Source organism: Enterobacter sp. JMULE2 (genome assembly GCF_013337145.1).
GTDB classification, from domain to species: Bacteria; Pseudomonadota; Gammaproteobacteria; order Enterobacterales; family Enterobacteriaceae; genus Enterobacter; species Enterobacter mori.
Genome location: NZ_SGWD01000010.1, coordinates 775,323 through 794,407, shown reverse-complemented (window position 1 = coordinate 794,407; position 19,085 = coordinate 775,323). Strand labels below are relative to the sequence as shown.

The following is a 19,085-nucleotide window of genomic DNA, read 5'->3' as shown; positions in this document are numbered from 1 at the left end:
ATAAAAGTCGCCGCGCTGGATAGAATTACCCCATCTACAGCGACCGGATACACCACTATGACCACCCGAGTCGATTACCAGATTGAAAAATATCTCCTTACCGAAGCCGCCGAGCCGGAACGCCTGACGCGCCAGTGGGCAGAGGTGCTGGAAGAGTGTCGTGAGCAAAAATCCGGTGCTGAGGAGCGCTTGCGCCTCGCGCTGCTAAATGTGGATTATGTGACCAGCTTCGAGCTTCCCTTCAGGCTTCTCCTCACCCGTGCGCCACAGCTGATAGACGGCGTCAGAAACGAGCTGCAGCTTAGTCAGAAAAATGTTCTGTTTAACGGCAAGCGTTTTGGCTGCGTCTATAGCCTTAAAAAGGATCTCAACGGAATACCTGACGAGTTTACCTATCAGCTGAAAACGCGGATCCAGCGCAGTGACGCGACAGGATGCAATGAAGTTCCTTACCGGCAAATCGCCCAGCAGGTGAAAGCGCCCCGCGAACGACTCAAGCTGGCGCTGGAAAACGGGCTGTCCGTGACGGCGCTCGACGGGCTTTTCTGGTTTGGCATTCAGCGCATCGCGGCGGATGTGCAGAGGTTACGGAAAATGGGCGTGAGAATTGTGACGTCTGAGACCGAGGTGTTCGATACGCTGACAAAGACCAGCCGACGGATCCCTGTTTATAGCCTTGCTCGCCCGGAATGAGTATTCGCCGCTGACCGGTCGACGGCATCAAACATGACGGAAAATTACGGCCAGTTTTTTTACAGCGTCTTCTATTTCCCTCTCCGTGTAGGCAGCAAACCCCATCAAAAAACCGGTGGAGCCGGGGGGGCCTGCATATAAACCGGTAAGCCCTAATATATCAACGCCCGCACGACGAGCGGCGGCGGCAATCTCTTTCTCAGATATACCGTGGTTCAGGAGACAAGGCATCTGCATTCCACCCGCTGGCGCTATGCACGCAACATAATCAGAAAGATACTCTTCCATCAGGCTAGCCAGTTTGTCGCGACGAGTAACATAAACGCTCCGCATCTTGCGAATGTAGGCACCAAAATGCCCACCTTCCAAAAATTTAGCCAGCGTCAATTGGGTTATTGAGGCTGTATGGCCATCCATTAATGTCCTGGCCATGGTAAGAGGCTCTGTCAGCTCTGAGGGAACGATCATGTAAGCAATACGTAACCCAGGGAACAGGGACTTAGTGAACGTGCCGATATAAATTGTCCGATGGTAAGCATCCAGCCCCTGAAGACAGGCCATAGGCTTTCCTTCGTAGTGAAACTCACTGTCATAGTCATCCTCAATGATCCACGCCGAGTGACGATTTGCCCAGTCAATGACAGCCAGCCGTCGGTCAAGAGAGAGCGTCACCCCGGTAGGGTACTGATGAGATGGCGTAAGGTAGATAGCTCTGGCAGGCTCGGTCAGCGAATTAAGACCGTCAACCGAGATGCCTTTTTCATCAAGAGGAACCGGAATACAGCGAAGTCCTGCAGCGTTGAACGCTTTGTGTGCTCCCTGATAGGTGGGATCTTCAATGACAATGCAGTCCCCGGTGTCCATCAGCACGTGGGAACAGAGCGCAAGCGCCTGCTGAGAACTTGTCAGAATGATGACCTGTTCTGCACTCGCCCGTGTTCCGCGCTCAAGATTGACATATTCCGCGATTGCTCGCCGCAGGCGCTCCATACCCTGTGGTGGACTTTGCTCTAACGCCTGGTGCTGAAACTCCTTCAGGACCTGCCGCTGAAGACGTTCCCAGGTTGGAATGGGAAACATGCGGGTTTCAGGAATACCGGGTGCCAGCGGGCGGGGCGAGGAAAATTCGCGGATCCCGCCGCTTTCATAGATGACTTTTCCACGGGCGCTGAGTTTTGCTTTTCGTGTTTCAGCGGTTGGCTGGCGCAGTCGAGAGCGAGGTTTTAAAAAACGCGCGCTGGAAGAGACAAAGCTTCCTCGGCCTGTTTGCCGCTCAATAAAACCTTCCGCATGCAGGCTGGAATAGGCTGCTTCAATCGTATCCCGGGAAACACTCAGTGAGATAGCCAGCGCACGTGAAGCAGGAAGGGCCTTACCGTTAGATAAGATCCCTTCCAGTATCAGTGTCCGTATCGCTCTCTGGATCCTTTCGTGAAGCGGTAGCGAACCGTTTGCAGGATCGATGATCCATGCTTTAACCGTTTCAAGCTGCGCGTGCTTAAACATTACGTTGTCCACTTTTCCTCTGTGTCTCTTGATTCTAAAGCAATATTGCAGACAGCAGGATGAAAAATTGGTCTGCCTTTATGGCAAAAATTGGCGGGGAAAAACGTGCCATTCAGCAAATACACTCTTCCTGAAACGAATAACGGATAAGGAAAGAGGCAATTTGAACAATACGAGCGTGACGGTTGAGGCAGTTAAAGAACGTGATTTTGAAAGCTGGATGCCACTGTGGGGTAAATACCAGGAATTTTATAATGTCGACCTCTCAGGGACCGTCACTCAACGAACCTGGCAACGATTTTTCAGCCCCGTAGAACCGCTATTCTGCGTGGTGGCGCGATGTGATGGAGACGTAGTGGGTTTTGCGCATTATCTTTTTCACCGTTCGACCTGGGCTGAGAGCGATTACTGCTACCTCGAAGATTTATATGTCTGTGAGACCATCAGAGGCAAACACGTTGGCAAACAGTTAATAGAATATGTTCAGAAAGAAGCAAGGAAACATCATGCCGCCCATCTTTACTGGCATACGCATGAAGCCAATTATCGCGGGCAACGATTGTACGACTGGATTGCGAAAAAAAGCGGGATGATTGAGTATCGTATGCACGTGAGATAAATCCCTTAGCTGACGTGATGCCCCTTAAATCTATACGGGGCATTTTTCAGGGGAAACCCCACATGTTCTTATGATTTCGCCTGTAAAAGTATCTCCATCAGCCCCGGAAAGCGGGCGTCCAGATCCTCTCTTCGCAATGAAATCATATTTTCCCGCCCCTGCGGGCGCTGCCAGATAACGCCGCTGTCGCGCAGTACGCGCCAGTGGTGCGTCATGGTGGATTTCACTACATCCTCCGGGCGTAGCGCATTGCAACTCAGTTCACTGCCGTCGGCCAGCCTGCGAATTATCGAGAGGCGGAGCGGGTTACCGAGGGCGAACAGCACGTTTTCCAGGAGTATTTGTTCAGGTTCGGGGTGGTTTGGGATCATGGTTTTCCTGCGTGAAATGTCAGATTGAGCTATATCAACAATAGGTCAATCGTTAAAAAATAGTTCGATAATACTCGTACAATAGGACTATTATAGCAAACGAACGAATATACGACCATCCCGGTCGTCACACTACAGTCTTGAAGACTTAAGGAAATATCATGCCCCGACCCATCCCCCTCGAACGTTATCGCAACATCGGTATCTCCGCGCATATCGATGCCGGTAAAACAACCACCACTGAGCGCATCCTGTTTTATACCGGGATGAGCCACAAGCTGGGTGAAGTACACGATGGCGCGGCAACCACCGACTGGATGGCGCAGGAGCAAGAGCGCGGTATCACCATTACCTCCGCGGCGGTCAGCTGCTTCTGGTCGGGTATGGACCGGGGGTTTGAGCCGCACCGGATCAACATCATCGACACTCCGGGGCACGTGGATTTCACCATAGAGGTGGAACGTTCCATGCGCGTACTCGACGGTGCCGTGATGGTGTATGACTCCGTGGGCGGCGTGCAGCCGCAGTCGGAAACCGTCTGGCGTCAGGCGAACAAATACAAGGTTCCACGCATTGCGTTCGTCAACAAAATGGATCGTCCGGGCGCCGATTTCTTCCGCGTCGTGCGGATGATGCAGGAACGCCTGAAGGCCAATCCGGTACCGATTGTGATCCCGGTGGGCGCAGAAGAACATTTCACCGGCGTGGTGGATCTCATCAAGATGCGCACCATTTTGTGGGACGATGCCACCCAGGGCATGGCGTTTAGCTATGCGCCGGTCCCTGACGATCTGCTCGGCACCGCGCAAGAGTGGCGCGAAAAAATGGTCTCTGCGGCGGCGGAAGCAAGCGATGAACTGATGGATAAGTACCTGGAAACGGGCAATCTTGATGAAGCTGAAATCATCAAGGGGTTGCGTATTCGCACCATTGCCGGTGAAATCCAGCCGATGCTGTGCGGCAGCGCCTTCAAAAACAAAGGTGTGCAGCGCATGCTGGATGCCGTGATCGAACTGATGCCATCGCCGCTGGACGTCCCCGCCATTGATGGCGTGGATGAAAAAGGGCAGCACGCGGAACGTCATCCGAGTGATGACGAACCGTTCTCGGCGCTGGCATTCAAACTGATGAGCGACCCGTACGTTGGGCAGTTGACCTTTATCCGCGTCTACTCCGGCGTGCTGCGCAAAGGCGACGCGGTGTATAACCCGGTAAAAGGAAAGAAAGAGCGCATCGGGCGTATCGTGCTGATGCATGCCAACGATCGCCACGAGGTGGACGAACTGCGCGCGGGCGATATCGCGGCCTGCGTGGGTCTGAAAGATGTCACGACCGGTGACACGCTGACCGACCCTAATGCGGTCATTACGCTTGAACGCATGGAGTTCCCGGACCCGGTAATTTCTCTGGCGATCGAGCCGAAAACCAAGGCCGACCAGGAGAAAATGGGTATCGCGCTGCAGCGTCTGGCGGCGGAAGATCCGTCTTTCCGTCTCCACACCGACGAGGAGTCTGGCCAGACGATTATCTCCGGGATGGGCGAGCTTCATCTGGAAATCATCGTCGACCGCATGAAGCGTGAGTTTGGCGTGGAGGCAAATATTGGTCGTCCTCAGGTAACGTACCGTGAAACCCTGCGTAAAGCGGTGAAGGACATCGAAGGCAAATTTGTCCGTCAGTCCGGCGGTAAAGGGCAGTACGGCCATGTGGTGCTCAGCCTTGAACCGTTAGAGCCGGGCAGCGGCTTTAAGTTTGAAGATGCCACCAAGGGCGGCGTGGTGCCGCGCGAGTATATTCCTTCCGTTGAGAAAGGACTGCGTGAGGCCATGAACTCTGGGGTGCTGGCGGGATATCCGGTTGTGGATGTGAAAGCCACCCTGACGTTTGGTTCGTATCACGACGTCGACTCCTCGGAGATGGCCTTCCGTATGGCGGCGATCCTGGGCTTCAAAGAGGGCGCGCGTAAAGCGGATCCGGTCATCCTGGAGCCCGTGATGCACGTGGAGGTGGAAACACCGGAAGAGTACGCCGGTAACATCATGGGCGATCTCTCTTCCCGACGCGGCATGGTGCAGGGGATGGCAGAGCAGTACGGCAGCCAGATTATTCGTGCCGACGTGCCGCTCGCAGAGATGTTTGGCTATGCCACCACACTGCGCTCGATGTCACAGGGTCGCGCGACCTATACGATGGAGTTCCATCATTTCGCAGAAGCGCCGCGGAATGTTGCGGAAGAGATTATTTCAAGGCGTGCGAAGTAGTTAGGTCATGTCACATGGTAGTCGTCAGACTACCATGTGCTTTTACGACCCAAGAGATCTCTAAATATCAGCACTCTGGCTTTTCATCGATTGAGTCATTTTGTAGCAGTAACGTTTCTTGAAAATTCTACCCTGGCGACTGATTGTACTTTCCAGGCTCCATTTTCTTTGACTATGCAGTCAATGACGATGTGCTCCTGCTTTTTTCCAAATGCGATATATACATTTACGCATACAGGATCTGTGTCACCTGCAATTGCGGCTACATTGCTGGGCCAGTCATCGCCAATATCCTGCGCTTTTAAAAAAATATCCGCGTCATAAAAGTCATCATCAGCGTAGTTAGGATCCTGAGCATGACGCAGTTTTTTCATTGTGGATGCAGTGACAAATTTATCGATCTCGCGGCTGTCAGTTATTGGAAAGGCATCCTTGCTAATTTGATTAACATACCATTTATTAAAATTAACAGCCTGTTGAACGGGATCGTTCTGGTGCGCCAACGCTGAGCAGGAGCCCAGAAGTAAAATAAATAAGGCTTTTTTCATATTAGTTGTGCCTGTAAATAGTTATTTTGGGTTGGAGCTTTCGATATGTTGGCCCAGGATAGAGGCTGTTTTGGCTTCCCTTTTATTCCATGACATAGATATTTCCTTAGAACCTATCCCAGAAGGGATTGTCAGAATGTCGTAACTGATAATTTCTGAAGGTGAAAAGATGACAGGCAGCAAATGGCGGATCAGCGATGAACTTTGGGAAAAAATGGCACCGCTTATCCCTGAGCACAAAACCTGCCATCCACTCGGTACGCACCGGAAACGCGTTGATAACCGCGCTGCCATGGACGCCATATTCTTCGTCCTCAGGACCGGTTGCCAGTGGAACGCCCTGAACGCCACCGGGATATGTTCATCGAGTTCTGCACACCGGCGCTTTCAGGAATGGCGCGATGCCGGAGTCTTCGAGCGCTTCTGGCAGAACGGTTTGCTTGCCTGCGGGCATCTGGACAGCATTGACTGGTCCTGGCTGTCAATGGACGGCTGTATCACCAAATCGCCGCTGTCAGGAACAAAAAAACAGGCCGTAACCCCACTGACAGAGGGAAACAAGGCGTAAAGCGCAGCCTTTTGACGGACGCCTGCGGGCTTCCTCTGTCGCTGGTTGTCTCAGCAGCGAACACGCACGACATCAAACTGGTTGCGGATACGCTCGATGCCCTTCAGACGGGTCGTCCGGGGCAAAAACTCAGACTCTGCCTGGACAAAGGTTACGATGCAGGCTGGCTGAAAACATATCTGCAGAGCCGCCGCTACGAGCCGCATATCCAGTCCCGTAAAGAAGAGTCAGATGCCAGTAAAAACACGGACTTCAAAGCCCATCGCTGGGTTGTCGAAAGAACTCATAGCTGGATGAATCGCTTTCGCCGGGTTCTGACACGATGGGAAAAGAAGACTGAAAATTACGAGGCCATGTTGCATTTTGCCTGTGGTCTTATTGTCTGGAATAAAGTCCTATTGAGATAGGCTCTTAGTGCTGTTTCAAATCGTTTCAGTTAAATCAATTTTATCAACATCCAGATAGAAGCTCGGCTCAGGATTTTGTTCTGCTCGGATATGGATCATAAGTGGTGATACCCATGAGGCCTGTGCTTCTACAATAAATTGCTCTTCGTGCCATGTGTTGCTTCTGTTTTTATTAATGATAACAGGAACCCCCCACACATCATTAGTATTTTCTGTCATTACAGAAAGTGTACCAGTTAAAAAAGGGCTTCTGCTGTAAATTTTGATTAGGTACTTTTTACCCGGTTCAAGGTTAATCTGCTGATAGATTGCTTCTGTCGATGTGATACGGCAGTAGTTATTGATGACAGTAACAGTTTCATTTTCAGTAGCGACACCCGAACCATTGCTTGTGAAACCCCACTGGGAGTTACCATTATCAAACTCACCATTGCTGATTAAATTTTCTGACATTTTTTGTATCCTATAAAATTGTGATAAATATCAAAAGCTATTGCTTTATGAGTAAGCACGGGCACTGTACATAAATACAGCATCGCGATCAATTGACATGTTGATATGTTAATATATTGATAACATGAACCTGGCCCGATATTTCCAGACGAGAAGACCACAGGGAGCATGGACTCGTCATTTTAAGCCTTCAATTCCCATAGGGTCAGGACACGGCGAAAGCGATTCATCCAGCTATGAGTCCTCCAGACAACCCAGCGATGGGCTCTGAAGCCCGTGTTTTTACTCGCGTCTGACTCTTCTTTACGGGACTGGATATGCAGTTCGTAGCGGCGGCTCTGTAGATATGTTTTCAGCCAGCCTGCATCGTAACCTTTGTCCAGGCAGAGTCTGAGTTTTTGCCCCGGATGACCCGTCTGAAGGGCATCGAGCGTATCCGCAACCAGTTTGATGTCGTGCGCGTTCGCTGCTGCGACAACCAGAGACAGAGGAAGCCCGCTGGCGTCCGTCAGCAGGCTGCACTTTACGCCTTGTTTCCCTCTGTCCGTGGGGTTGCGGCCTGTTTTTTGGTTCCTGACAGCGGCGATTTGGTCATACAGTCGTCCATTGACAGCCAGGACCAGTCAATGCTGTCCAGATGCACGCAGGCAAGCCAACCGTTCTGCCAGAAGCGCTCGAAAACGCCAGCATCGCGCCATTCCTTAAAGCGCAGGTGTGCAGAACTCGATGAACATATCCCGGTTGCGTTCAGGGCGTTCCACTGGCAACCGGTCCTGAGGACGAAGAATATGGCGTCCATGGCAGCGCGGTTATCAACGCGTTTCCGGTGCGTACCGAGTGGATGGCAGGGTTTGTGCTCGGGGATAAGCAGTGCCATTTTTCCCAGAGTTCATCGCTGATCCGCCATTTGCTGCCTGTCATCTTTTCACCTTCAGAAATTATCAGTTACGACATGCTGACAATCCCTTCTGGGATAGGTTCTTAGTGTGAGCATTGCTAATGCAACAACTGCAGAAATATCCTCCGTTTGACTTCGCCGTGGTAAACATAAAATGCCATGGAAAATATTTATATTTCAGTAGGATATGATTTACGAAATCAATCCGGCGCCTTCACAATCTTCCCACTCGCCACAAACGTCCCGGCCCCAAGATGATGCAGCGTATTCAGCTTATCCCCGTCAAACTGCCAGCGTCCGGCGACAAACGCGCGTTCGTCTGCTGCCGCTGAAACCACTTCACCAAACAGGGTGTCATATTTTTCTGCCGCAGAAGTTACAGGTAATAACCGGCACTCCATCCACGCCAGACATTTCTCTTCAATAACCGGCAGGCCAAGTTCAGGACCGTTAACGACCGGGATCCCATAGCAGTTGAATTTGTCTTCATCGCGCCCGCTGACGCTACCGACCGCGTATGTCCAGTTGGCCGCTGCCACGCCGGGGATGACGATGCCAAATTTCCCGCTGCGCTCAATCAGCTCACGTGACCAGGTACTTTTATCCACGACGATCGCGATGCGCGGCGGTTCAAACTCAACGGGCATTGACCATGCGGCGGCCATCACGTTGCGTCTGTCGAGGCTTTCATCCCGACTGGTGATAAGCACAGTCGGACCGTGGTTCAGCAGACGGCTGGCATGACGTAATTCAACAGGGCGAAAGTGATTCATAGAGGCTCCTTATTTACTTTGATGAGTATGACGAAAAAGCACGTAAATCAAAGTGGGCGCATAAAATTAGTTTATAAACAAAACATCGCAATCAAAGGAAACTGATTAATGTCCCCATTTCTGACCGCCTATTTCGCTCGCATCGGCTGGACGCAACCAACCGCTGTTGATATCGACACGCTGCGCGCGCTGCATTTACACCACAACTGTGCGATCCCTTTTGAAAATATTGATGTCGTTCTGCCGCGAGAGATCCACCTTGAGGATCAGAATCTGGTCGACAAGCTGGTCTCCGCTCGCCGCGGAGGCTATTGCTTTGAGCAAAACGGCCTGTTCGAACGCGTATTGCGTGAGGTCGGGTTTACGGTGCGTAGCGTGCTGGGACGCGTGGTGTTAGCGAGTCCGCCGCAAATGCCCCCGCGCACGCATCGCCTGCTGCTGGTGGAGCTTAACGGTGAACGTTGGATTGCCGACGTAGGGTTTGGCGGCCAGACGTTGACGGCGCCGATTCGTTTGATTGCCAATGAAGAACAAGAGACGCCGCACGGGCTGTATCGTCTGCTGAGTGAGGGTAACGACTGGGTGCTGCAGTTCCGCCACCACGAGCACTGGCAGTCGATGTATCATTTTGACCTGACGACGCAGTATTTCAGTGATTACGTGATGGGGAATTTCTGGTCGGCGCACTGGCCGCAGTCGCATTTCCGTCACCATCTGCTGATGTGTCGTCATCTGCCGGATGGCGGCAAGCTGACGCTAACTAACTTCAACTTTACCCACTGGCAAAATGGCCATGTAGAAGAGCAGATCCATTTGCCGGACGCTGAAGCGCTTTACCGACTGATGCAGGAACGCTTTGGACTGGGCGTTGACGATGCAAAACACGGATTTTCACTGGCTGAGCTGTCGGCCGTGATGGCGGGTTTTGATACGCATCCTCAGGCCGGAAAATAGCCCGGTGGCGGCTACACCTTACCGGGCCAGGAGGAACCTGAACGTAGGTCGGGTAAGGCGTAGCCGCCACCCGACAAAATCAACGGCGCGATCTCACCACCTGATACCGACGGGTAAAATACTCAAACGGCGCGCTCCACACGTGCACCAGACGGGTGAACGGGAAGATCAGGAAGATCGTCATCCCCAGCACCAGATGAACGCGGAAGATCGGCGCCACGCCGCTCAGCATTTCTGATGAGCCTCCCTTAAACGTCACGATCCCCTGCGCCCAGCCGACCAGCTTCATCATCTCACTCCCGTCAGGATATTGTGCGGAGAAGGGGATGGTGGTCAGCCCCAGGATGCACTGGATGAGCAAAATGCTCATGATGATGATATCCGGCGTGGTGGACGTGGCGCGCACGCGCTGATTGAACAGGCGGCGGTAAAGCAGCATAGAACCGCCAATCAGCGTCAATACGCCACAAACCCCACCCGCCACCATGGCCAGCTGCTGTTTAACCGCGACGGGTAAAAACCAGGCGTACATCCAGTGCGGGGTTAACATGCCGAACAGGTGTCCGAAGAAAATCCCCAGGATCCCGATATGAAACAGGTTCGAGCCCCAGTTCATGCCGCGTTTGCTGAGCATCTGGCTCGACGAGGCGCGCCAGGTGTACTGCCCGTAGTCGTAGCGCAACCAGCTGCCGAGGAAAAAGACGGTGGCGCAGATGTAGGGGTAAATGTCATAGAAAAACACGTTCAGGTAGTGTGTCATTTTGGGCCTCCGGCGCTGACGTCCACGTACTGCGGCGCGACGTCCTGGCTAAAGCGTCGTTGATATTGCTGCATCGGCGAGCTGTCGCACGATGTGGCGTTGTCTTCGATAAACTTGACCTGTTCCTCTTCCCATACGGCGTCCAGCGCCTGGCGGGAATCATCCCGTTTTTCACTGGACACCTGTTTCGCCACGCTGTCGCTGGAAAGCCGCGTACCCGCCAGCGCCAGCAGGGCATCAAACAGCTGGTAATGCGCCACGCCACGCTGCTTCAGACGTCCCCCAATCAGCGCCAGGATCGGCGCAACGTTTTGTAATCCTTCGCGCGCTTCATCGTCGGTGACGATGCTGAGGTATTCCAGGTAGAGCGGCAGATAGTCCGGTAACTCGCGGCAGTCCAGCTGCAGCCCGGCTTTCTCGTACTGGCTCATCAGGTCGACCATCGCCTGACCGCGATCGCGGGACTCCGCGTGAACGTGCTCGAACAGGAGCAGCGAAGTTGCGCGACCGCGCTCAAAAACCTCGCACCACTCGGCCTGTTTATCCAGCAGCGGGGCGTTCAGATGCTGCCGGGTAAACGGCAGCAGCGCGGGCGCGTCCTGCTCAATCAACGAAAACGCTTCATCACGGCTATCCCACAGGGTTTCATCGGGATATTCGATCAGCAGCGCGATGATCTTGAGGATTTGCATTATTCTCCCTCCCCGTGTTCGCGCACCTCGGTGATGTTAATCGCGTCGATGCGGCTGCTGTTGAAGAGGTTGAATTTGGTATCGGAGCCGTGGCAGCCGTCGCCAAAGGTGAAGCCGCAGCCGTTTTTCTCCGGGAAGGCGTCGCGCGCCATTTCACGGTGGCTGGTCGGGATCACGAAGCGATCTTCGTAATTGGCAATGGCCAGATAACGATACATCTCTTCAACCTGCGCTTCGGTCAGGCCCACTTCTTCAATGGCGCGGGTATCGGTCACGCCTTCCACGGTCTGGGAACGTTTGTAATGGCGCATCGCCATCATGCGCTTCAGGGCGCGCAGCACCGGGCCGGTATCGCCCGCGCTGAGCATGTTCGCCAGATACTGCACCGGAATGCGCAGGCTTTCCACGGCAGGCAGGACACCGTCGCTCTGCGGCAGGCCGCCCGCATCAGCGTAGGACTGAATCGGTGACAGCGGCGGCACGTACCAGACCATCGGCAGGGTGCGGTACTCCGGATGTAGCGGCAGGGCCAGCTTCCAGTCCATCGCCATTTTATAGACCGGCGAGCGCTGGGCGGCGTCAATCACGTTCTGCGGAATACCCTGTTTCAGTGCTTCTTCAATCACGGCCGGGTCGTTTGGATTCAGGAACACGTCGCACTGGCGCTCGTACAGATCGGTTTCATGCTCGGTGCTGGCCGCCTCTTCAATGCGGTCCGCGTCATACAGCAGCACGCCGAGGTAGCGGATGCGCCCGACGCAGGTTTCCGAGCAGACGGTCGGCTGGCCGGATTCAATGCGCGGATAGCAGAAGATGCATTTTTCTGATTTGCCGCTTTTCCAGTTGAAGTAGATTTTCTTGTACGGACAGCCGCTGATGCACAGACGCCAGCCGCGGCATTTATCCTGGTCGATCAGCACGATGCCGTCCTCTTCACGCTTGTAAATCGCGCCGCTCGGGCAGGTGGCGGCACAGCTGGGGTTCAGGCAGTGCTCGCACAGGCGCGGCAGGTACATCATGAAGGTGTTTTCAAACTGGCCGTACATCTCTTTCTGGATCTTCTGGAAGTTGCGGTCGCGGGCGCGTTTTTCGAACTCGCCGCCCAGCAGCTCTTCCCAGTTGGGCCCCCAGACGATTTTATCCATCCGCTTGCCGTCAATCAGCGAGCGCGGACGGGCGGTAGGGAGGTGATCGCCCTCCGGGGCGCGGTGGAGATCCTGATAGTCAAAGGTAAAGGGCTCATAGTAATCGTCAATCTGCGGCAGGACGGGGTTGGCGAAAATCTTCGACAATACGCCCATTTTGCCGCCGAGGCGCGGCGTTAGCTTGCCGGTAATGCCGCGGATCCAGCCGCCTTGCCACTCATCCTGATCTTCCCAGTTTTTCGGGTAGCCGATCCCCGGTTTGGTTTCGACGTTGTTAAACCACGCATATTCCATACCTTCACGCCCGGTCCAGACGTTCTTACAGGTGACCGAGCAGGTGTGGCAGCCAATGCATTTATCGAGGTTCAGAACCATGCCAACCTGTGAGCGTATTTTCATTTTTTCGCCTCCTGTACCTGATCCCGACCTTCGCCATCCAGCCAGTTAATGTTTTTCATTTTGCGGATCATGATGAACTCGTCGCGGTTGGAGCCGACGGTGCCGTAATAGTTGAAGCTGTACGCCAGCTGCGCGTAACCGCCGATCATGTGCGTCGGTTTAGGGCAAACGCGGGTCACCGAGTTGTGGATCCCGCCGCGCCGTCCGGTCACCTCTGAACCCGGAATGTTCAGGATGCGCTCCTGGGCGTGGTACATCATGGTCATGCCCGGCGGCACGCGCTGGCTGACCACCGCGCGGGCGGTGAGGGCGCCATTGGCGTTGAAGGCTTCGATCCAGTCGTTGTCCTCAATGCCCAGCTCGCGGGCGTCGGTTTCGCTGATCCAGACAATCGGCCCGCCGCGCGACAGGGTTTGCATCAGCAGGTTTTCGCTGTAGGTGGAGTGGATGCCCCATTTCTGGTGCGGCGTCAGGAAGTTCAGCGCTTTTTCCGGGAAGCCGTTCGGCGGGATCTCGCGCATATGGGTAACGCTTCGGGTATCAATCGGCGGACGGTAGGCCACCAGACTCTCTCCGAAGGCGCGCATCCACGCGTGGTCCTGATAAAGCTGCTGACGACCGGAAAGGGTACGCCACGGGATCAGCTCGTGCACGTTGGTGTAGCCCGCGTTGTAGGAGACATGCTCGCTCTCAAGTCCGGACCAGGTCGGGCTGGAGATGATTTTGCGCGGCTGCGCCTGGATATCGCGGAAGCGGATCTTCTCGTCTTCTTTGTTCAGCGCCAGATGGGTGTGATCGCGCCCGGTCAGTTCGCCGAGCGCTTCCCAGGCTTTCACCGCCACCTGACCGTTGGTTTCCGGTGCCAGAGCGAGGATCACCTCGGAGGCGTCAATAGCGGTTTCAATGCGCGGCCGGCCTTTCGCCGGGCCGTCGAGCTTGACGTAGTTCAGCTTACCGAGGAAATCGACCTCGTTCTGCGTGTTCCACGATATGCCTTTTCCGCCGTTGCCGAGCTTATCCATTAGCGGACCGAGAGAAGTGAAGCGTTCGTAGGTTTCCGGGTAGTTACGCTCGACGACCGCAATGTTCGGCGCGGTTTTGCCGGGGATCAGATCGCATTCGCCTTTGCGCCAGTCCTGAATATCAAACGGCTGCGACAGCTCCGCCGGGGAGTCGTGCTGTAACGGCTGCAGCACCACGTCGGTTTCGGTGCCCAGATGCCCGACGCAGACCTCTGAGAAGACTTTGGCGATGCCTTTGTAGATCTCCCAGTCGCTGCGGGACTCCCACGCCGGGTCGACGGCGGCCGAGAGCGGATGAATAAACGGATGCATATCCGAAGTATTCATGTCGTCTTTTTCATACCAGGTGGCGGTGGGCAGGACGATATCCGAGAATAGGCAGGTGCTGGACATGCGGAAGTCGAGCGTGACCAGCAGGTCGAGCTTGCCCTCGATGGCGGCGGTCTGCCACTCCACCTCTTCGGGCTTCACGTCATCGGTAGAGCCGAGATCCTCGCCCTGAATGCCGCTCTCGGTGCCGAGCAGGTATTTCAGCATGTACTCGTGGCCTTTCCCGGACGAGCCGAGCAGGTTAGAGCGCCAGACGAACAGGTTGCGGGGATGGTTCTTACCGTTGTCGGGCTGCTCGCAGGCGAAACGCACGTCACCGGATTTGAGCCCCTGTACGGTGTACTCCTGCGGCGTCATGCCCGCCGCCTCCGCGCGGGCTTTAATGTGCAGCGGGTTAAGGTTGAGCTGCGGGGCCGACGGCAGCCAGCCCATGCGTTCGGCGCGGACGTTGAAGTCGATCAGGTGGCCGGTGAATTTCGAGGCGTCTGCCAGCGGAGAGAGCAGCTCCTGCGCGGTCAGCTTCTCATAGCGCCACTGGCTGGCGTGGTTGTAAAAGAAGGAAGTACTGTTCATCTGGCGCGGCGGACGGTTCCAGTCCAGCGCGAAGGCCAGCGGCAGCCAGCCGGTTTGTGGGCGCAGCTTCTCCTGGCCGACATAGTGTGACCAGCCGCCGCCGCTCTGCCCGACGCAGCCGCAGAAGACCAGCATGTTGATCATCCCCCGGTAGTTCATGTCCATGTGGTACCAGTGGTTCACCCCGGCACCCAGAATGATCATTGAGCGACCGTGCGTTTTGTGCGCCGTATCGGCAAACTCGCGGGCGATTTTTTCTATCAGATAAGCGGGGACGCCGGTAATCTGTTCGCCCCAGGCCGGGGTGTAGGCTTTGATTTCACCGTAGTGTGCTGCTGCGTTGTTGTCTTCCAGACCGCGATCGAGACCGTAGTTAGCCAGCACCAGATCGTAAACGCTGACCACCCGTTTCTCGCTGCCGTCGGCGAGCGTCAGGGTTTTGCTCGGCACGCGGCGCGTCAGCACCGGCTCCTGCTTCACGCTGCGGAAATGCGGGTTTTCGTTGCCGCCAAAGTAGGGGAAGGCGACGTCGGCAACGCTGTCGTGGGTAACGAGCAAAGAAAGCGTCAGTTCGGTTTCGTGGCCCGCAGCCTGCGGCTCCAGGTTCCATTTGCCTTTTTCTCCCCAGCGAAAACCAATCGATCCGTTTGGCACCACCAGGTTCCCGGCAATGTCAAAGGCGACGGTCTTCCATTCAGGGTTATTGGCTTCACCCAGCCCGTCGACAAGGTCCGAGGCGCGCAGCATGCGTCCCGGCACCACGCGACCGTCTTCCTGCTCGTCGAGCAGCACCAGCATCGGCATGTCGGTATAGCGGCGACAGTAGTTGAGGAAGTAGTCGCTGGGGTTATCGAGGTGGAACTCTTTGAGGATCACGTGGCCCATCGCCATGGCGAGGGCGCTGTCGGTGCCCTGTTTGGGGGCCAGCCACTGGTCGCTCAGCTTCGCGACCTCCGAGAAGTCCGGCGTGATGGCGACGGTTTTGGTGCCTTTGTAGCGCACCTCGGTGAAGAAGTGGGCGTCCGGGGTACGGGTCTGCGGCACGTTCGAGCCCCAGGCAATAATATAGCTGGAGTTGTACCAGTCGGCGGACTCAGGCACGTCGGTCTGCTCGCCCCAGGTCATCGGCGAAGCCGGAGGCAGGTCGCAGTACCAGTCATAGAAGCTCAGGCAGGTGCCGCCCAGCAGGGAAAGATAGCGCGTGCCGGCGGCGTAGGAGACCATCGACATTGCCGGGATAGGGGAGAAACCCGCCACCCGGTCCGGGCCATAATTTTTGATGGTCCAGACGTTGGCGGCGGCGATCAGCTGGTTTAGCTCTTTCCAGTTCGAGCGGATAAATCCGCCGTGTCCGCGCGCCTGCCGGTAGCTCTGCGCCTTTTGCGGATCGCTCTGGATGGCGTCCCAGGCCAGCACCGGATCGGTATGCTGCGCCAGCGCCTCGCGCCAGAGCTCAATTAACGTGCGGCGCACCAGCGGGTATTTGAGGCGGTTGGCGCTGTAGAGATACCAGGAGTAGCTTGCCCCGCGCGGACAGCCGCGCGGCTCGTGGTTGGGCAGGTCAGGGCGGGTGCGGGGATAGTCGGTCTGCTGGGTTTCCCAGGTCACCAGGCCGTTTTTGACGTAAATCTTCCAGCTGCAGGAGCCGGTACAGTTTACGCCGTGGGTGGAGCGCACAATCTTGTCGAACTGCCAGCGCTGACGGTAGCTGTCCTCCCAGTCGCGGTTGGTGTGGTATACCTGCCCGTGCCCGTTGGCGAAGCTGTCCCCCTTTGTTTTGAAATAACGAAAGCGATCCAACAGTTTGCTCATGACATTTCTCCTGCTTCGGACGTGTAGTTATTCTTTTTTTGCGGATTTGCGGCCATACACCAGCCAGGTAACAAGCACGCAGACGATGTAAAACACGAGGAACACCTTCATGGCGCCGACCGGCGATCCGGTCATCGCCAGCGAGGTGCCAAAGGCTTTGGGAATGAAGAACCCGCCAACGGCGCCGATAGCGGAGATAAAGCCCAGCGCGGCGGCGGTCTCCGTCACCGCTTCGTGCTGCGCCTGCTCGTCCGTGCCGCCCTGCTTTTTGACGCGGTCGAGAGTGATTTGGCGGAAAATAATCGCGATCATCTGGAAGGTGGATCCGCTGCCCAGTCCGGCGGTGAGGAACAGTCCCATAAAGACCAGATAGAACGCGACAAAGCTGCCGGAGCCGGAGCCGGGCAGCGTCAGGAAGATCAGGGCGCTAAAGACGGCCATAAAGACGAAGTTAATCAGCGTGACCCGCACGCCGCCCAGTTTGTCAGAGATCATCCCGCCCGCTGAACGGGCCAGCGCACCGATAAGTGGGCCAAAGAAGGCGAGGTGCAGGATGTTGACGTCCGGAAACTGAGTTTTTGACAGCATGGCAAAACCCGCCGAGAAGCCGATAAACGAGCCGAAGGTCGCCAGATAGAGCAGGCTCAGCAGCCAGAGGTGAAAGCGCTTCAGCACCGGGAGCTGGCTGGCAATAGAAGCCTTAGAGCTGGCAATATCGTTCATGCCAAAAAAAGCCGCAAGGGTTGCCAGCAGCAGCAGCGGCGCCCAGATCCATGCTGCATTGGCCAGCCATATCGTCGAGCCATCTTCCTGCGGCACGCCGTGAACGCCGAGGAAAGTGAACATCGGCAGAAATATCACCAAGGGTGCGACCAGCTGCATCACGCTGACGCCCAGGTTGCCGAGCCCGCCGTTAATGCCGAGCGCGCTGCCCTGTTTTGCCTTGGGGAAGAAGAAGCTGATGTTGCCCATGCTGGAGGCAAAGTTGGCACCAGCAAAGCCGCAGAGCAGGGCAATCACGATAAAGACCCAGTAAGGCGTCGCGGTGGTCTGAATGGCAATTCCCAGCCAGACGCAGGGAATAATCAGGATGACGGTACTCAATACCGTCCAGTATCGTCCGCCAAATATGGGTACCATAAACGAATAGGGGACGCGCAATATCGCGCCGGAGAGAGAAGGTAATGCCGTTAGCATAAAAAGTTGATCGGTGGTGAAATTAAATCCGACTTTATTGAGATTGACCGCGATTGCGCTAAACAGCATCCATACGCAAAAGGCCAGCAGTAAACATGCCACCGAGATCCACAGATTTCTTTGCGCGATATGTTTGCCTTTATTCTCCCAAAATTGCGCGTTTTCAGGTTTCCAGTTACTTAAAAGATGCGGGTTACTCTTTTCACTTTGTGGTGACATATCGCCCTCTTGCTTGCCATAATGGAGAGAAAAACGAAGTGAAAACAAAAAGATAAATGAGAGTGGGGACTAGGGTTTATTGGATGTTTTGGGATACATCTGAAAGGATAGATAAAAAAGCGAACCCCTGAGATTAGAATGGGATTAAGGGGTCGCTTAATGTGTTACTAATTGTAAAACGCACGGGAATTAATACTCCGGAAGGGGTATTAAAACAATTCCAGCGTAATGAGTTTATCGAGATGCTTATTAAAGGCCGCGTCGTCCATCTCCGGCATATTTAATATGTAAATGCCGTCCAGCCCGCACACCAGCCCTATCAAACGCCAGGCAATATTTTCTGCACGGTCAGTCAGCGTAAATTCGCTGGCGTCCGCCCCGGCACGAATAATGGCAACGGTCTCCTGGTGCCACATCTCCATTGTCAGTACGTAAGCGCCTTTTATTTCGGCATCCCGAATGGCCAGAATTTGGGCTTCACGCCACAGACGAATGTAGGGTTCAAACCTGCCGTCATCGCTGCCGAGCATGGCATGCAGCCGCTCGCGCCAGCTGGCGTTTTCGTCCAACGCGTCGGCATCCAGCAGCTCGCGGATCAGGCGAACAAAGGCCAGCGACTTTAGTTCTCCACCGGAGGTGAAGTGGTGGTGAACCTGTCCTGTCGCCACGCTGGCTTCAGCGGCAATACGGCGCACCGTCATGGCCGCCAGTCCTTCGGCGAGGGCCACGCGCATGGCGGCCTGTAGGATGGCTTCACGCCGCTCGTCCTTGCTTAGATAACGCATGTTTTTCTCACTCTCAATGGGGGCGAAACGAGTGTAACAAAAAGCTGGACATGCGTTCAACTTTACGTAGGATCGCATCCTGGACATGTGTCCATGTTTT

Annotated in this window: 16 protein-coding genes and 1 pseudogene; 5 read left to right on the top strand and 12 right to left on the bottom strand. The window is 55.1% G+C overall.

All coding sequences use genetic code 11. The features are described 5' to 3' along the window. Positions 1–57: 57 nt before the first annotated feature. Positions 58–693, top strand: a complete 636-nt coding sequence (locus tag EXW94_RS04650) for a helix-turn-helix domain-containing protein (protein WP_108417384.1) — start codon at positions 58–60, stop codon at positions 691–693. Positions 694–720: 27 nt separating this feature from the next. Here EXW94_RS04650 and EXW94_RS04645 read toward each other — a convergent pair whose 3' ends face one another. Further along, positions 721–2,199, bottom strand: coding sequence for a PLP-dependent aminotransferase family protein (locus EXW94_RS04645; RefSeq protein WP_174339609.1), 1,479 nt, complete (start codon positions 2,197–2,199; stop codon positions 721–723). 220 nt (positions 2,200–2,419) lie between these two features. Between EXW94_RS04645 and EXW94_RS04640 the strand changes: the two genes are divergently transcribed. Then, positions 2,420–2,818: a GNAT family N-acetyltransferase gene (locus tag EXW94_RS04640; protein ID WP_254797815.1), complete on the top strand. Its 399-nt coding sequence runs from the start codon at positions 2,420–2,422 to the stop codon at positions 2,816–2,818. A gap of 68 nt (positions 2,819–2,886) precedes the next feature. Here the strand turns inward: EXW94_RS04640 and EXW94_RS04635 are convergent, their stop codons facing one another. Further along, complete coding sequence (locus tag EXW94_RS04635; RefSeq protein WP_010426140.1) at positions 2,887–3,189, bottom strand: helix-turn-helix transcriptional regulator; 303 nt, start codon at positions 3,187–3,189, stop codon at positions 2,887–2,889. 161 nt (positions 3,190–3,350) lie between these two features. Here EXW94_RS04635 and fusA point away from each other — a divergent pair, with 161 nt between their 5' ends. Beyond that, complete coding sequence (gene fusA, locus EXW94_RS04630; RefSeq protein ID WP_174339607.1) at positions 3,351–5,450, top strand: elongation factor G; 2,100 nt, start codon at positions 3,351–3,353, stop codon at positions 5,448–5,450. 95 nt (positions 5,451–5,545) lie between these two features. Here the strand turns inward: fusA and EXW94_RS04625 are convergent, their stop codons facing one another. Further along, on the bottom strand, positions 5,546–5,998 hold the full coding sequence (locus EXW94_RS04625; protein ID WP_174339606.1) for a DUF3828 domain-containing protein: 453 nt from the start codon (positions 5,996–5,998) through the stop codon (positions 5,546–5,548). 169 nt (positions 5,999–6,167) lie between these two features. On the opposite strand from EXW94_RS04625, the gene EXW94_RS04620 reads away from it, so the two are divergent. Beyond that, a protein-coding gene (locus EXW94_RS04620; protein ID WP_174339605.1) for an IS5 family transposase occupies positions 6,168–6,973 on the top strand; the annotation gives its coding sequence in 2 pieces (ribosomal slippage) (positions 6,168–6,518 and positions 6,521–6,973; 804 coding nt in all). 15 nt (positions 6,974–6,988) lie between these two features. Here the strand turns inward: EXW94_RS04620 and EXW94_RS04615 are convergent. The 3 genes and pseudogenes from EXW94_RS04615 to EXW94_RS04605 all read right to left on the bottom strand — a co-directional run bounded on the left by EXW94_RS04615 (position 6,989) and on the right by EXW94_RS04605 (position 9,097). Beyond that, a complete protein-coding gene (locus EXW94_RS04615) occupies positions 6,989–7,426 on the bottom strand; it encodes a hypothetical protein (protein ID WP_174339604.1) in 438 nt (145 codons plus the stop codon). Between the two features lie 194 nt (positions 7,427–7,620). Continuing rightward, a pseudogene (locus EXW94_RS04610) lies at positions 7,621–8,347 on the bottom strand (IS5 family transposase); the annotation flags it as partial. Between the two features lie 177 nt (positions 8,348–8,524). Next, positions 8,525–9,097, bottom strand: a complete 573-nt coding sequence (locus EXW94_RS04605) for a flavin reductase family protein (RefSeq protein ID WP_108417386.1) — start codon at positions 9,095–9,097, stop codon at positions 8,525–8,527. Between the two features lie 108 nt (positions 9,098–9,205). Between EXW94_RS04605 and nhoA the strand changes: the two genes are divergently transcribed. Beyond that, the gene (nhoA, locus tag EXW94_RS04600) at positions 9,206–10,051 is read left to right on the top strand and encodes an N-hydroxyarylamine O-acetyltransferase (RefSeq protein WP_174339603.1); all 846 of its coding nucleotides are present in this window, start codon (positions 9,206–9,208) and stop codon (positions 10,049–10,051) included. Between the two features lie 79 nt (positions 10,052–10,130). Here nhoA and narI read toward each other — a convergent pair whose 3' ends face one another. The 6 genes from narI to EXW94_RS04570 form a co-directional block, all read right to left on the bottom strand. Further along, positions 10,131–10,811 (bottom strand): respiratory nitrate reductase subunit gamma, encoded by a 681-nt coding sequence (narI, locus tag EXW94_RS04595; RefSeq protein WP_174339602.1) that lies wholly within the window; start codon positions 10,809–10,811, stop codon positions 10,131–10,133. Then, a complete protein-coding gene (narW, locus tag EXW94_RS04590) occupies positions 10,808–11,503 on the bottom strand; it encodes a nitrate reductase molybdenum cofactor assembly chaperone (protein ID WP_174339601.1) in 696 nt (231 codons plus the stop codon). The genes narI and narW overlap by 4 nt, the downstream gene beginning before the upstream one ends. Continuing rightward, complete coding sequence (gene narH, locus EXW94_RS04585; RefSeq protein ID WP_174339600.1) at positions 11,503–13,047, bottom strand: nitrate reductase subunit beta; 1,545 nt, start codon at positions 13,045–13,047, stop codon at positions 11,503–11,505. The genes narW and narH overlap by 1 nt, the downstream gene beginning before the upstream one ends. Then, the gene (locus EXW94_RS04580; RefSeq protein ID WP_174339599.1) at positions 13,044–16,784 is read right to left on the bottom strand and encodes a nitrate reductase subunit alpha; all 3,741 of its coding nucleotides are present in this window, start codon (positions 16,782–16,784) and stop codon (positions 13,044–13,046) included. The genes narH and EXW94_RS04580 overlap by 4 nt, the downstream gene beginning before the upstream one ends. 27 nt (positions 16,785–16,811) lie before the next feature. Continuing rightward, positions 16,812–18,200: a NarK family nitrate/nitrite MFS transporter gene (locus tag EXW94_RS04575; protein WP_010431432.1), complete on the bottom strand. Its 1,389-nt coding sequence runs from the start codon at positions 18,198–18,200 to the stop codon at positions 16,812–16,814. Positions 18,201–18,409: 209 nt separating this feature from the next. Beyond that, complete coding sequence (locus tag EXW94_RS04570) at positions 18,410–18,985, bottom strand: TetR family transcriptional regulator (RefSeq protein WP_089600051.1); 576 nt, start codon at positions 18,983–18,985, stop codon at positions 18,410–18,412. Positions 18,986–19,085: the final 100 nt, after the last annotated feature.

Excerpts from the sequence above, each read along its gene's own strand:
- EXW94_RS04650 (WP_108417384.1), top strand. The coding sequence starts at position 58 with ATGACCACCCGAGTCGATTACCAGATTGAAAAATATCTCCTTACCGAA.
- EXW94_RS04645 (WP_174339609.1), bottom strand. The coding sequence starts at position 2,199 with ATGTTTAAGCACGCGCAGCTTGAAACGGTTAAAGCATGGATCATCGAT.
- EXW94_RS04640 (WP_254797815.1), top strand. The coding sequence starts at position 2,420 with ATGCCACTGTGGGGTAAATACCAGGAATTTTATAATGTCGACCTCTCA.
- EXW94_RS04635 (WP_010426140.1), bottom strand. The coding sequence starts at position 3,189 with ATGATCCCAAACCACCCCGAACCTGAACAAATACTCCTGGAAAACGTG.
- fusA (WP_174339607.1), top strand. The coding sequence starts at position 3,351 with ATGCCCCGACCCATCCCCCTCGAACGTTATCGCAACATCGGTATCTCC.
- EXW94_RS04625 (WP_174339606.1), bottom strand. The coding sequence starts at position 5,998 with ATGAAAAAAGCCTTATTTATTTTACTTCTGGGCTCCTGCTCAGCGTTG.
- EXW94_RS04615 (WP_174339604.1), bottom strand. The coding sequence starts at position 7,426 with ATGTCAGAAAATTTAATCAGCAATGGTGAGTTTGATAATGGTAACTCC.
- EXW94_RS04605 (WP_108417386.1), bottom strand. The coding sequence starts at position 9,097 with ATGAATCACTTTCGCCCTGTTGAATTACGTCATGCCAGCCGTCTGCTG.
- nhoA (WP_174339603.1), top strand. The coding sequence starts at position 9,206 with ATGTCCCCATTTCTGACCGCCTATTTCGCTCGCATCGGCTGGACGCAA.
- narI (WP_174339602.1), bottom strand. The coding sequence starts at position 10,811 with ATGACACACTACCTGAACGTGTTTTTCTATGACATTTACCCCTACATC.
- narW (WP_174339601.1), bottom strand. The coding sequence starts at position 11,503 with ATGCAAATCCTCAAGATCATCGCGCTGCTGATCGAATATCCCGATGAA.
- narH (WP_174339600.1), bottom strand. The coding sequence starts at position 13,047 with ATGAAAATACGCTCACAGGTTGGCATGGTTCTGAACCTCGATAAATGC.
- EXW94_RS04580 (WP_174339599.1), bottom strand. The coding sequence starts at position 16,784 with ATGAGCAAACTGTTGGATCGCTTTCGTTATTTCAAAACAAAGGGGGAC.
- EXW94_RS04575 (WP_010431432.1), bottom strand. The coding sequence starts at position 18,200 with ATGTCACCACAAAGTGAAAAGAGTAACCCGCATCTTTTAAGTAACTGG.
- EXW94_RS04570 (WP_089600051.1), bottom strand. The coding sequence starts at position 18,985 with ATGCGTTATCTAAGCAAGGACGAGCGGCGTGAAGCCATCCTACAGGCC.